9 protein-coding genes are annotated in these 13,466 nt (G+C 41.2%); 8 read left to right on the top strand and 1 reads right to left on the bottom strand.

Annotation, left to right across the window (positions count from 1 at the left end; all coding sequences use genetic code 11):
- Positions 1-175 precede the first annotated feature (175 nt).
- The 4 genes from NST21_RS22760 to NST21_RS22745 all read left to right on the top strand — a co-directional run bounded on the left by NST21_RS22760 (position 176) and on the right by NST21_RS22745 (position 6,184).
- The gene (locus NST21_RS22760) at positions 176-1,447 is read left to right on the top strand and encodes a sensor histidine kinase (RefSeq protein WP_340891429.1); all 1,272 of its coding nucleotides are present in this window, start codon (positions 176-178) and stop codon (positions 1,445-1,447) included.
- Positions 1,444-2,364, top strand: a complete 921-nt coding sequence (locus tag NST21_RS22755) for a response regulator (protein ID WP_340891428.1) — start codon at positions 1,444-1,446, stop codon at positions 2,362-2,364. The genes NST21_RS22760 and NST21_RS22755 overlap by 4 nt, the downstream gene beginning before the upstream one ends.
- Before the next feature lie 239 nt (positions 2,365-2,603).
- On the top strand, positions 2,604-2,738 hold the full coding sequence (gene sspL / locus NST21_RS22750; protein WP_340891427.1) for a small, acid-soluble spore protein L: 135 nt from the start codon (positions 2,604-2,606) through the stop codon (positions 2,736-2,738).
- 275 nt (positions 2,739-3,013) lie between these two features.
- A complete protein-coding gene (locus NST21_RS22745; RefSeq protein WP_340891426.1) occupies positions 3,014-6,184 on the top strand; it encodes an ATP-binding cassette domain-containing protein in 3,171 nt (1,056 codons plus the stop codon).
- A 438-nt stretch (positions 6,185-6,622) separates the two neighbouring features.
- Here the strand turns inward: NST21_RS22745 and NST21_RS22740 are convergent, their stop codons facing one another.
- Positions 6,623-7,288: a GntR family transcriptional regulator gene (locus NST21_RS22740; protein ID WP_340891425.1), complete on the bottom strand. Its 666-nt coding sequence runs from the start codon at positions 7,286-7,288 to the stop codon at positions 6,623-6,625.
- A 601-nt stretch (positions 7,289-7,889) separates the two neighbouring features.
- Between NST21_RS22740 and NST21_RS22735 the strand changes: the two genes are divergently transcribed.
- The 4 genes from NST21_RS22735 (at position 7,890) to NST21_RS22720 (ending at position 13,392) form a co-directional block, all read left to right on the top strand.
- On the top strand, positions 7,890-9,332 hold the full coding sequence (locus NST21_RS22735) for an aldehyde dehydrogenase family protein (RefSeq protein WP_340891424.1): 1,443 nt from the start codon (positions 7,890-7,892) through the stop codon (positions 9,330-9,332).
- 18 nt (positions 9,333-9,350) lie between these two features.
- The gene (locus tag NST21_RS22730; RefSeq protein ID WP_340891423.1) at positions 9,351-10,556 is read left to right on the top strand and encodes a hydroxyacid-oxoacid transhydrogenase; all 1,206 of its coding nucleotides are present in this window, start codon (positions 9,351-9,353) and stop codon (positions 10,554-10,556) included.
- A 167-nt stretch (positions 10,557-10,723) separates the two neighbouring features.
- The gene (locus NST21_RS22725; RefSeq protein WP_340891422.1) at positions 10,724-11,962 is read left to right on the top strand and encodes an iron-containing alcohol dehydrogenase; all 1,239 of its coding nucleotides are present in this window, start codon (positions 10,724-10,726) and stop codon (positions 11,960-11,962) included.
- Between the two features lie 134 nt (positions 11,963-12,096).
- Positions 12,097-13,392, top strand: a complete 1,296-nt coding sequence (locus NST21_RS22720; RefSeq protein ID WP_340891421.1) for an MFS transporter — start codon at positions 12,097-12,099, stop codon at positions 13,390-13,392.
- Positions 13,393-13,466 lie beyond the last annotated feature (74 nt).

The following is a 13,466-nucleotide window of genomic DNA, read 5'->3' as shown; positions in this document are numbered from 1 at the left end:
TAACGCTTTCATTTGTTGAGATTATTTTAATTTTATAATCAGCCTACTGAAACCTACTGAAGCCTACTGAAACTTACAAGGGTCAGAAAAAATAATAATTTCAGTCAAAACCCTTCTCTCTTTTTTCACATTTCATGTGTTATGTTTTTTATATAGTGACTGGGGAGGGACCGTATTGAAAAAGAGTATAAGGATATTACTATTGATTATGATTGCGGTGCCTCTTGCGGGTGAATTCAAGTTTTATCCATTCGACGATACATTCAGAGTCAGTTTGGGAACCCCCGTCTTTTTCTTGTTTTTGCTATGGGGGAGGGGGATCCACCCGATTATTGCAGGCATTTTAACGGGGATGAGTGTGTTTGTTTTTCGTTTTTCACTGGCTGTCGGGATACGGGACATATCTGTTGAGGAAGCGATGTATCTTCATTTTCCTGCCTTTTTCTATTACTTCATCTACGCGTTCGCATTTCATCGGACTAAATTGAACGAACGGCACGATCAGCCTTTTATGATCGGTCTTTTAGGGGTATTGATCGAGATTTTTGCAAGTGTATCGGAAATGGCGATCCGTTCCTTCTTGGCAAATCAGGACACACCCTTGCTAGCGGTTGACCAACTCGTGTTAATTGCCTTTATTCGAAGCTTTTTCGTTCTTGGCTTTTTTAATATATTAAAGCTGAGAGAAGCAAAATTCGCAGAAGCGGAGCAGCGCATGCAAAAGGAACAAATGCTGCTTTTCATTTCAAGTTTGTATGAAGAATCGGTTCAACTGAAGAAAACGATGCAAAATGCTGAAGAAATCACTCGCACGTGTTATGACTTTTACCGTCGGTTAAGATCAGAGGGAACTAACGGCCGCGATGCACAAACGGCGTTGCAGATTGCCGGTCTCGTGCATGAGATCAAAAAAGATAATCAGCGGATTTATGCGGGGCTGTCGGAACTCATGTCTTCCGAAAACCTGCAGGAATATATGAATATCGAAGAGCTTGGTGACATCATGATCGTGTCCAATAGGCGATATGCAGAGTCCCTTCGCAAAGATATTTCATTTTCCTTGAATATAGATGGGGACCATCCTCCCTACCATGTATATATGGTATTATCATTAATAAATAATTTATTGGCCAATGCAGTGGAAGCCATTAAAGAAGAGGGATACGTATCGCTGCATGTGAAAAGGAAAGATCAATTCGTGGAGTTTTGCATCAGTGACAATGGCCTTGGCATTGCACCGAAGCGGAAGGAAGTCATTTTTACAGCAGGATATACAAAGAAATTTGATGCGGCGGGAAACCCTTCGACGGGTATCGGTTTATCGTATGTGAAACAAACTGTTGAAAAATTTGGAGGGTATATCAGGCTTATGGATAACTATAAAGAAACCGTATTCATCGTAGAACTTCCGATTGATGCGATTATAGAGAAAGGGTTAACGAGATGAATTATTTCATTATAGATGACGATCCTGCCATTCGAGGAATGCTGACAGAGATGATTGAAGACGAAGATTTAGGAAAAGTGGTGGGAGAAGCAGAAGACGGATCGTTAGTGAATAATGGCCTGCTGTTTTTAAAAAAAGCAGACGTTGTCCTAATTGATTTGCTCATGCCAATTAGGGACGGAATTGAAACGATCAGGGCTCTTGCTGATGGATTTCAAGGAAAGTTTGTGATGATTTCGCAAGTGGAAGCGAAGGAACTGATTGGAGAGGCGTATAGATTAGGGGCGGAATACTACATAACAAAACCGCTCAACCAAGTTGAAATTTCATGCATATTAAATAAAGTAAACGAGCGAATACTGGTGGATCAATCGATCCAGGGTATTCAAAAATCGTTGAACGTATTTACGGGCCACCCGAAGTCTCCGAAAATGTCCACCTCCCATACAAAAAATATTATGGAAGCCGGACGTTCCTTAATTTCAGATTTAGGAATGATTGGGGAAGGGGGGAGCGAGGATTTACTAAACATTATAGGATTCCTCCAAAATGAAAAGCAAAGACTCGGTTCCGCCTACACATTTCCATATTTAAAGGAAATTTTTGCAGGAATTGCTGCTGAAAAGCTGGGAGATAAAGCGGGAGAGGCCGAAATCCAGAAAGAAATGAAAGCTTCTGAGCAGCGTGTCCGCCGCGCTCTTCACCAGGCGCTCATCCATATCGCTTCATTAGGATTGACGGACTATCTGAATCCAAAATTCGAAGCCTATTCTTCCACATTTTTTGACTTCTCGGAAGTCCGCAAGAAAATGCTGGAGCTAGAAGACAAAAGCAAAAAAGTAAGCAACCAGAGCCGCAATAACATGAAAAAGTTTATCCAAGTGTTGTTTATGGAAGCAAGACAGATGGTGAAATAATAAACCATGAATTAAGCAACGAAAACATAACTAAAACCATAAACACAATGAAATAGATTGAAAATTTACAAAATATTTTCTTGAAAAATAAAGTGTAAGATCAAATTGATGAATTCTTACCGTAAAAATTGACATTGCATGAACAGATAAGAATGCAGCAGAATTACAGATTACAGAAAGAAACGACCTCCATTTTAATTTACAACAGTTCGGACATAATATACTTGGAGGTGAAGGAAATGAGTAAAAAGACAGCAGGAAGAGGCCGAATCGCACCAAGTGTTAACCCGCAGGGACATGGAAAAGATGTCGAATTCTCCACTGAGCCCAGAAGCCAGCTTGAAGACAAGGCAAAAAAGTCCAATACAAAATAAGTGTATTGGGCAAAAATATGGTCATACTTCGTAAAGAAAGCCCTTCTCTTAATCGAGAGGGGCTTTTATATCTATAAGTAGGCTCTAATCATCTTATTGATTATGGAAAAAAGCCCTATCCTAAGTCCACGATTTTTGTTGATGAATCATATGTTTTTGGAGCAGTGGAATGTGAAAGAATAGAAGGATGGAGCTACCGTTAAAAAAATACCAAATACATTTGTCGCTGTGCTAATATGAAAGACTGAGCTTAATAAAATGGAGAGGAGTTACAAATGAAAATAAATCGATTAATAGCGAACAATATAAACAATTTAGATGCAGCACTGGTAGACGACCAATCATTAGGAATTGCTGGATTATCCGGTTCCGGGAAAACGACTTTTTGTCAAACCATTGGGGAAGAATCCAAGAAGCGTCTCGTTTCCTTATTGCCCAAGTCTGAATATCAGTATTTATTTCCTAATATTATGGAAACCAACTTCAGCGCCATCAAGATGGAAGAAATGCCGCTGGTCCTTTTTCTCGGCAAATCATCCATTTCAGCCAATCCCCGTTCAACCATTGGCACACATACTGGTGTGTTTAAAGAGATTCGTGTTTGTCTTGCAGTAAAATTCAACCTTTCTCCGGAAGTTTTTTCATTTAATAATGCCTTAGGCTGGTGCCCCACTTGTAAAGGACGCGGTACGACGAAAAATGTCGAATGTCCAAAGTGTGAGGGGAAGCGCTACAATCAAGAAGTCGAGCAATATACCATTGAATTATTAGATCGTCCGCATACTATTTCCGATATTAACAACTTAAGCATTGAAACGATCCTTTCACTTGCAGAGACATTACATATTAGTGAAGCTAAACAGCATATTCTCCAAAATATAATCAATATGAATATTGGTTATTTAGGCTTAAATCGTATTATGGGGACAGTTTCAGGGGGAGAATTAACACGGCTTTATTTGGCCGAATTCATGGCAACAAGTGAAAATACCGTGATCATCATTGATGAGATCTCCGTCGGTCTTGATCATCAAACCCTTTTGAAGATTTTAGAACAGATTAAGCAATTAGGTTATAAAAATCAAATTTGGCTCATTGATCACTCAGACACGGTGTTAGATAGCACAGATGAACAATTGTTCTTTGGACCTGGCAGTGGGAAATATGGCGGGAAAATTGTTGAGGAATCACCACGTCCCAAACCAATCAGCTGGGAACGAAATGAAGCAACGCCAACGGAATACTATCAATTTCAGGATCTTTACTGCCGTAATATTCAAATGGAAGAAATTCGGATTCCTAAGAATAGGCTCGTTACCTTTACGGGTGAGTCAGGCTGCGGTAAATCTACACTTGTCAATGAATGTATCTCTAAAGATTTTCAGAAGCGGTATCCAAAGGATAAGCTGGTCATGGTAGGGCAGGACCGAAACAAATCGATTACCAGTCGATCAACCGTTGCGACGTTTCTTGATATTAAAAAGAAACTCACCAAATACAGTGATGAAATTGATGATATCTTTCAGCGTTCGATTGAAGATATTATCGAAGAATTGCCAAATGAAGACATCGCTCATAAACGCTTGAGTTTATTGATCAAACTTGGGCTTGGTTATTTGACGTTAGAAAGAAAAACACAAACACTATCGACGGGTGAATTTCAATGTGTCCACTTAGTTTCCGAGCTGTTTGCGAAGACAAGAAACCCACACACGCTGTTTATTTTTGACGAGCCTTCAAAAGGGTTATCGCAAAACATTTTAAACCAATTCATTGATAGTGTCAGGGTCATCCTGGAGGATGAATCAGTCTCCATCATCATGATTGAACATAATGGTTATATGCTGGAAAGCTCGGATTATATCGTTGATTTTGGTAAAAGACAGCTTGCACCTGTCCAGCATCTTGAAGTTGTCAGTCATGATGATCATTATCGACACAAAAACAGTGAAGATCGAGTGGAGCCATTGCAAATCTCTTCCACACTTCGGTCAAAAAATGGCATCAATTATTTACAGGAAAATCATCTGGACTATTTTAAAAAGGCAGAGAACGTCTATAAGGGCGGCATTTTAAAAAGCTTATCACCAATTGCTCGTGTGATTTATGGTGAATACGAGTCAGACACGATCGCACCTGTGATCGCCATCGATCTTGAACGGCACTTGTACAGTCAATATACGTTTCTTTATGAATTGGGCGGAATGATCAACCATCTAGTGGCAGCACATCCGACCAATAAAGATACAAGAAGCTTCGATTTCTATTCTGCAGAAAATCATTGTCCAAGCTGTTCGGGCCGCAGGGTCATTGAAAAATTTGACTTTGATGTCGTCATTCAAGACAAAAACGTGCCATTCTGGGATGGCTTATTACATCCAGACGTGATGGAAGTACTAAAGTTTTATCAACATTCAAAGCTGCAATTCCTGTTTGATGAGATCAAGAATGAACTCGGTCACGACATTAGTAAAAGCTATAATGAGATGACAGATGCCGAAAAGCAGACCTTCTTATATGGGTATTGGGAAAAGTCCTTTTACGATAAAGCAGGCAAGGCATCAAGGACATGGGAAGGGTTCAATTTCATCATTGGACGTTATATGTTCATATCGAAATCGATCATTAAAGAGCAGATGAAAGCATCAAAAGAGATGATCGCCTGTCCTGTCTGTCAAGGAACGGTCCTGAACCATCATAAAAAACTAACATTTGGTGATACAGATATTCGCGAGATCATCCAACAGCCGATTGATCAAGTCATCAAAATTGTAGGGAATCTGCCAGAACTGGAAAAACTAAAAGCGATTGTGGGCGGCGATATCGCACTTACAGATGATGTCTCATTCCTTCCTCGGGAAATAAAAGCGGCGTTGAAAATGCTCGAACTGGAACTGGCAAGCTTCGTCGGGTATGAAGTGGTTTTACAAAATACCCTGCCATTCTGGGGCAGCATTAAAGGCAATATCGAAGCAATCAGCGGCAAAAACCAGATCACCATCTGTGACTTTGCCAATATTAACGAAACAAGAGAAGCCATTATTGATAAATACTTCACCAATGGCGAATACAAAAAACTAACCTATGTCTATGAAGCATTTGGCTACAAAAAAATCGTTACCCAAATCAATAAAATTAAAGCAAGTCATAAATGCCCATTCTGTAATGGCAAGAAAGTCATTTCAGAAGATAACATCCATGACGGTGTGTATAAATTAACGATACCCTGTGTGAGTTGTCATGCCAGTGGCATCGATGATGAAGGACGTAAAGCAATCGTCGAGGACATCGACGTGCAAACCTGGCTGACAGGAAAAGTAAAAGATGCCGTGGCTGATAGTGAACGTACCGAGGCCGTTGCCGATATTCCGATTTTCGCACGGATTCGTGAATTGAACAAACGAGATATGATGGCAGTTTATCAATGCCTTGAACAGAATAAATGAATTTTAATGACTTAACAGCACTCTATTGATAAAAAGTCCGCCGATAATGGCGGACTCAGACTGTAGACAAACTCGATGAAAATCGGGTTTTTACAATTTTAACGTTGATTTCCACTCCAGGCACTCGCTTTCCGCGGGCGGTCCGGGAGCCTCCTCGGCGCTCTTTGCGCCTGTGGGGTCTCCCTAGGACTCGCTTTTCCCGCAGGAGTCTCGCACCTTCCGTTCCAATCAACTTTGTTTTTAAAATTTAGATAGAACCCCTTTTGTCTACGAACTAAAAGTCCGCCGATAATGGCGGACTTTTTTTATTACTTTACAGAATAACCTTCTTGATAAACGGGAAGTGTTACTGAAATCGTTGTTCCCTTATTCAAAAGGCTAGTTATATGAAGTGTACCATTCATCGTTTGGAAGGTTATCCTCAATAGCTTCCAAGTATTATCTCTTTGTCCTCTCCAATAAACGATCTATGGAATCTTGTATATGGCTGGAGATTGCAATCTCGGCTCTGTATACATCTCTTGTCCGGATGGCCTCGATGATTTCCATATGTTCCGATGGTGCGTCTTTTTGGTCGATCTCACCTTTGACGTGATAAAACCGGCCTATATGAAGATGACAGTGCATGCCTTTATATGCTTCAAATAAAAACGGGTTTCCTCCAGCATTCATGATGGCATGATGAAATTGTTGGTCTAAATGAGTGAAATCGAGTATTTTTTGGTTGGAAGCACCTGTGTTTGTGGAAAACATTTCATCTGTAAGCGCGGCCATTTCTTCCGTCACGCTTACATTATTTAAGCGGATTATATTCCGGGCCGCATGCGTCTCCAGTAAAATCCGGGCTTCTAACATTTTCGCCATATTTTCCGCATCTAATATGTCGCTGACCCGATACCCCTTATTTGGTTCCAAAACGACTAAGTTCTCGGAGTTGAGACGAGACAATGCTTCTCTGAGAGGTATGGCACTAATGTTGATTTCCCGGGTTAAATGGCTGATATTGATTTTTTGGCCCGGCGATAAATCCCATTCAAAAATCTTTTCCTTTAATAAATTGTAGACATATTCCGTTGTCTCTCCGCGTTCTTTTTCCTTTATCATCGAAATGCCCCTAACTTAAAAATTTCTATGAGAACGAGTGTTATTTCATATAGATGTAACAACTTAAATTAAAACTGAAGCAGCTTTCGGCTTGTTGACCCTATCAATAAGATAAGGCGAAACCATATTGATATCAAGAATAGAGAGTTTAGAAGGAGACTCCATAGTCTGCTGGAAAGCTACAAAAATATATCCTCATTACTGATGATTATATATTATATTTGATGGATTTTGGATAGATTATATATAATATTTTTAAAATAATCATGAATTATTTAATCTATCTATATTATTTGAAGTGATAAACACTGTTAAATTAAGGTTTCTATCAAAAAGACTGAATATTTTTAATTTTAAATATTTACACAATCGTATATTATGTGATATATTTTTGGAAACGATTACATATGATTTTTGAAGTAGGATTCTATAAACAGCAGATAAACAGTTTACTAAAGAGTATTAATAGGCAGGCAAAATCTTAAGTTTGAAATGGAAGCGCTTTATTTTAGGCGTTTTCCTGATGAATTTGTTGAATCTATTAGCAGATAACTGTGAAGTGAAAAAATGTGGTCGTTATTTTTCAAAGGAGGAATCTTCAATGAGCACAACGCTGAGTAGAAAAAACGCATTTTATGGCCATTTCATAAATGGTCAATGGATATCCGATCAAAATACAATAGCTGTTATTAACAAATATAACAAAGAAGAAATTGCCCAGATCGGCAGGGCATCACGGAAAATTGTTTCTGATGCGGTAACCAATGCCTTGGAAACGTTTAATACGAGAAAGCTAGATTCCAATCAACGCTACGAGATTCTAATGCGTGCAGCGGATATCGCTAAAGAGAGAAAAGAAGAGCTGGCGATGATTCTGGTTCAGGAAGTCGGTAAAGTATTGAAGGATGCCAGAGGGGAAATCGATAGAGGAATTCAAACGATGATTGCTTCAGCGGAAGAAGCAAAACGGATTGCCGGTACAGGCGTTCCTTTGGGGCAGTCTGGAAACGACAATAAGATGGCTTTCACCATCCGGGTTCCTGTTGGGGTTATCGGTGCGATCACCCCGTTTAATTTCCCATTCAATCTCACCATACACAAGGTAGCTCCTGCGTTGGCAGCGGGAAATGCAATCGTTTTGAAGCCGGCTGAAATGACGCCACTCATTGCATGCAAGATCGCAGAAATTTTTTCCGAAGCTGGATTGCCTGCAGGTTTTCTGAATGTGGTTAACGGGTTTGGGCAGGAAACTGGTCAATACCTTTTGGAGGATGAACGAATTGCGATGTTCACTTTTACAGGGAGTCCCGGCGTAGGTCGGCACATTAAGAGCAGTACAGGAATTCGTAAGGTTACCTTGGAATTAGGGAATAACTCCCCAAACATCATTCACAAGGATGTCCCTGATTTAGACAGAGCAGTTGAGCTCTGTGTCACGCGGGGGTATGTGAATGCTGGTCAAGCCTGCATCTCTGTACAGCGCATCTACGTTCATAGAGATATCTGCGATGTGTTTGTGGATAAGGCAGTAAAGGTGGCACAGAGCTTGAAGGTCGGAAATCCTGCAGATCCTTCCACGGACATTGGCCCTATGATTTCCGAGAAAGAAGCAAGGCGTGCGGAAGAATGGATCCAGGAAGCTGGGCGTCATGGGGCCAAAGTGGTATATGGAGGGAAAAGGCGGGATTCGATTCTGGAACCTACTATATTAATAGATGTGAAACCTGAAATGAAGGTAGTCTGCCAGGAAGTGTTCGCACCGGTCATCAGCATCATTCCTTTCGATAGCATCGAGGAGGCTTTCCATCAGGCCAATGATACGAAGTTCGGCTTACAAGTTGGTTTATTTACATCCGATATCACTTTAGCCATGCGGGCAACACAGGAACTCCATTTTGGCGGTGTGATTATCAATGATGTTTCTACATACCGAGCCGACATTATGCCGTATGGCGGCGTAAAGGACAGCGGAATTGGCAAAGAGGGGCCGCATTATGCCATTCAAGAAATGACAGACGAAAAACTGGTCGTCATCAATCTATAGACTTTGGAGGTAAGGGATATGAGAAATACATGGGATTTTTATTCTACCGAAAGAATCGTATTTGGAAACGGGGCGATCGGGCAATTGGATTTGATCCTTCAAAGATTAAAGGCGAAAAACATTTTGCTCGTTACTGACCCAGGAATCAAAAATGCAGGTATCGTGGATAGGATTTCATCGTTGTTGGAACAAGCAAATTACGAAACAGTTATCTATGACCAGGTCGTACCGGAGCCGCCGGTAGATTCGGCGATGGACTGTTATAAGTTTGCTGAATCTCAAATGGATATTGATGCAGTAATTGGCCTTGGCGGAGGAAGCAGCATTGATATGGCGAAGATCGTCGCCTTGTTGGTCGCCCATGGAGGACATCCTCTGGATTATTATGGCGGGGAAAACCAGGTTCCCGGACCAATCGCCCCTCTTATAGCGATTCCGACGACTGCTGGAACCGGTTCAGAGGTGACATCTGTAGCGGTATTGACTGATGTGGAAAATAACCTGAAAGTTGGTATCTCGGATAATTACCTAAGACCAACCGTTGCTCTACTTGATCCAGAATTAACGTTAGGGCTTCCCGCTTATGTAACAGCTTGTTCTGGAATTGATGCTTTGTCACATGCGATTGAGGCTTACACAGCCAAACCTTCTGCATATATCCAGGCAGAAGGAAGCATTCTATTTCAAGGTTCAATCCCCATAAGCGATGCACTCGCCTACAGAGCAATTGAATTGATCGCAAAAAATCTGCCGCTTGCTGTGCAGCAAGGAAGCAATCTCGAGGCCCGTTCCAATATGCTAATGGGCAGCCTGCTTGCTGGAATGTCCTTTTCAAATGCAGGTACAGCAGCAGCCCATGCATTGGCTTACCCAATTGGAGGGCTTGTGAAGTCACCGCATGGAGAGGTTACGGGGCTCTTGCTTCCGTATGTTATGGAATATAATGCATCCGTAGAAACAGAAAAAATGGTGAAAATTTCTCAGGCATTCAATGTGAATTCGGATGGCCTTTCCGCTAAGGAAGTCGCTTTGGCTGCTTCAAAAGCTGTGCTTACCCTGCTTGGGGAAATCGGATTACCTACAAGGCTAAAGGAGATTGGGATTAAGGAAGAGGATATTACCGATATTGCTGAGAAGACCCTCCAGATCGATCGCCTAATTCGGAATAACCCAAGAGTGCCAACCCAACACAGTTTAGAAGACTTACTTAGAAAAGCTTTATAGATTGCTTGTAATAGAAACCAGTGTCCCATCCATCCCGGCTTGTAAGATAAATGAATCGTAAAAAGCACTTAAGGTTAAGTACCATAACCATTCATAATGGATTTGCAGACCGGGTCGGAAAGAGTTTCGCTATCTAATAGAATAATAAATGGAGAGGAAGATGTAAAATGTCTCTTATGCCTTTTACATATAGTATGCCGACACGGGTGGAATGCGGCAACGGAATATCTGGTAAAACAGGGGAACTAATTAAAGATTTAGGTGTATCGAGTGTGCTTATTGTTACAGATAAAGGGGTTAGAGGAGCCGGACTCTTACAAGGCATTGAAAAATCCCTTGCTTCGGCAAACCTTTATTTTGAGATTTACGATGAGGTAGAGCCTAATCCATCAGCTCAAACAATCCAACAGGGGACGGTGTATCTTAAGCAACAAAAGATTGAGGCAGTTCTGGCTGTAGGCGGAGGAAGCAGCATTGATACAGCCAAGGGTATCGCGGCAATGGCTACTAATCCCGGCCATATCCTGAATTATGAAGGGGTTGGAAAGATTTCGAATCAACCACTCCCGATCATAGCAATCCCGACTACGGCTGGAACTGGCAGTGAAGCCACCAATTCGACAGTGGTAACGAATAAGGACACCTCTTTTAAATTAGGTGTACTTAGTTCACTTCTGTTTCCTAAGTTAGCTATATTGGATCCTGCCCTTACATTAAATTTGCCTCAAGAGATTACTGCAGCCACTGGTATGGATGCTCTGACTCATGCGATTGAATCCTACACATCCAAATCTGCTAACCCTATCAGCAAGGCTTTCGCGATGCAGGCCATTAAGATGATCGGTGAAAATTTAACACGGTCGTACTTTGTGGGAACGGACATAGAAAGCAGGGAAAACATGCTTGTAGCCTCCCTGTTAGCTGGCATAGCCTTTTCACAGTCCCGATTGGGTAATGTACACGCTATTTCCCATACATTTGGAGGAGTCTTTAATATACCGCATGGCATCGCAAATGCAGCACTATTGCCATTTGTCATGAAATTCAATCTGCCGGCATGTGAGAATCAGTATCGAGAAATTGCGATAGCTTTAGGAAAGGATGTAAGCGGTTTATCTAACGTGCAAGCAGCCGAGAAAGCAATAGAAACTATCATCGAGATGAATCGGAGTATGAATATTCCTCTTAATATTAAAGAGCTTGGAGTCTCATTGGACGTTTTGCCGAAATTAGTGGAAGATTCCATGAGAAGTGGTAACGTGTCCGTTAATCCAAGGCTGACGAAGGCATCGGATATTCAACTGATTATAGAGAGGGCTTATGAGGGAGATTTTGAAGGTTTTAATAATGGAAATCGAAATGCTAGCGGTGCCAAAAGTTTAAAACCGGCCATCGTGAATGTATAAAGACGATAGAGAATATTCAATTGTATCGTAAAGGAAATTTCAAATCAGTTTTCCCCTTTTTAACTTTTTTCGGACCATATGGATTTCCCGCAGCATTTTTTCTACCTGAATATAATTATCTAATGAGGTGACATATGAAAAAGACCAATGGAAGATGGCTTGTAGTAGTACTCCTTTTCGTCGCAACAACAATCAATTATATGGATAGGGCAATTCTTGGCATTGCAGGTCCCTCGATGATGAAGGATCTTTCGCTCTCGGCGGTTGAATTCGGGATATTGGGGTCAGCATTTTTTTGGTCGTATGCGTTAATGCAGATTCCGGTCGGGATAATCGTTGATAAATTAGGGGCACGCTTAACGTATTCCATCGCCATCGTATGGTGGTCGCTCTGTACTGTGTTTACTGGATTTGGACGTTCTCTTGGCGGATTGATCGGTATCCGCGTTTTAATGGGAATCGGAGAGGCTCCAGCGTTTCCAACCAATACGCGCGTTATATCAGACTGGCTGCCGTCACACGAACGGGGCATTGCAAATGGGATTTTTAATTCTGGTACTGCTATCGGTATTGGTATAACGACACCTATTTTAGCATGGATTATCCAGAGTTGGGGATGGCAAGCTGCCTTTGTGGTAATTGGATCCATCGGTTTTGTATGGCTGGGATTCTGGTTATTCTATTTCAAAAACCATCCAGAGCAAAGTAAGATTGCAAATGATGCTGAAGTAGCCTATATCAAAGAGGAGCAAACTCAAACGGAAAAAGCATCGACACTGAACATCTCACCATTTAAATTCCTTAAATACAGAAATGTTTACCCAATGTTATACGGCTTGTTTGCACATAACTATCTTACTTATTTAATGATGACTTGGCTTCCTACTTATCTTGTAGTCGAAAGGCAAATGACTCTTTTAAAAGCAGGATTTTTCACGATGCTACCTTGGATTATGTCCTTTCTGGGAAATATTCTAGGAGGTGTGTTGTCGGATATCTTAATTAAAAGAGGCTGGAATCCCATCAAAGCAAGAAAAACTGTTTTAGCCATAGGCATGCTATTTCCATTAGCCATTATACCGACTATCTATACAGACAGCGCCATCATGGCACTTACGTATATTTCCATCGCAATCGGCGGTGAAGGATTGGCTGCGGGCATTCTCTGGGCTACTGTTTCGGATGTTGCTCCAAAGGGTGCGGAAGGAAAGCTTGCAGGCTTGCAAAATTTCGTGGGGAACCTCGCAGGTTGGATAGCTCCAGTCGCAACTGGGCTCTTAATAGTGAAGTTCAATAATTTCAATATAGCCTTGATTATACCGGTAGTCATTTGCCTTATTGCTGCTGTGGGATATACCTTCATTCTTAAAAATGAGAGGATATCCATTAACTCGGACATTGACAGAGGAACTAACGTTTCTGGACTCTAATCGTTCCTTGCCTTACAGTTGATCCTTAAAAATGCATATATAATGAAGCGTTTTACAAATCCAGCGAAAAAAAG

This window comes from Peribacillus sp. FSL K6-1552, from assembly GCF_038005205.1.
GTDB lineage: Bacteria > Bacillota > Bacilli > Bacillales > DSM-1321 > Peribacillus > Peribacillus butanolivorans.
This window is presented reverse-complemented; position numbering and strand designations above follow the sequence as displayed.

Excerpts from the sequence above, each read along its gene's own strand:
- NST21_RS22745 (WP_340891426.1), top strand. The coding sequence starts at position 3,014 with ATGAAAATAAATCGATTAATAGCGAACAATATAAACAATTTAGATGCA.
- NST21_RS22755 (WP_340891428.1), top strand. The coding sequence starts at position 1,444 with ATGAATTATTTCATTATAGATGACGATCCTGCCATTCGAGGAATGCTG.
- NST21_RS22735 (WP_340891424.1), top strand. The coding sequence starts at position 7,890 with ATGAGCACAACGCTGAGTAGAAAAAACGCATTTTATGGCCATTTCATA.
- NST21_RS22720 (WP_340891421.1), top strand. The coding sequence starts at position 12,097 with ATGAAAAAGACCAATGGAAGATGGCTTGTAGTAGTACTCCTTTTCGTC.
- NST21_RS22740 (WP_340891425.1), bottom strand. The coding sequence starts at position 7,288 with ATGATAAAGGAAAAAGAACGCGGAGAGACAACGGAATATGTCTACAAT.
- sspL (WP_340891427.1), top strand. The coding sequence starts at position 2,604 with ATGAGTAAAAAGACAGCAGGAAGAGGCCGAATCGCACCAAGTGTTAAC.
- NST21_RS22730 (WP_340891423.1), top strand. The coding sequence starts at position 9,351 with ATGAGAAATACATGGGATTTTTATTCTACCGAAAGAATCGTATTTGGA.
- NST21_RS22725 (WP_340891422.1), top strand. The coding sequence starts at position 10,724 with ATGTCTCTTATGCCTTTTACATATAGTATGCCGACACGGGTGGAATGC.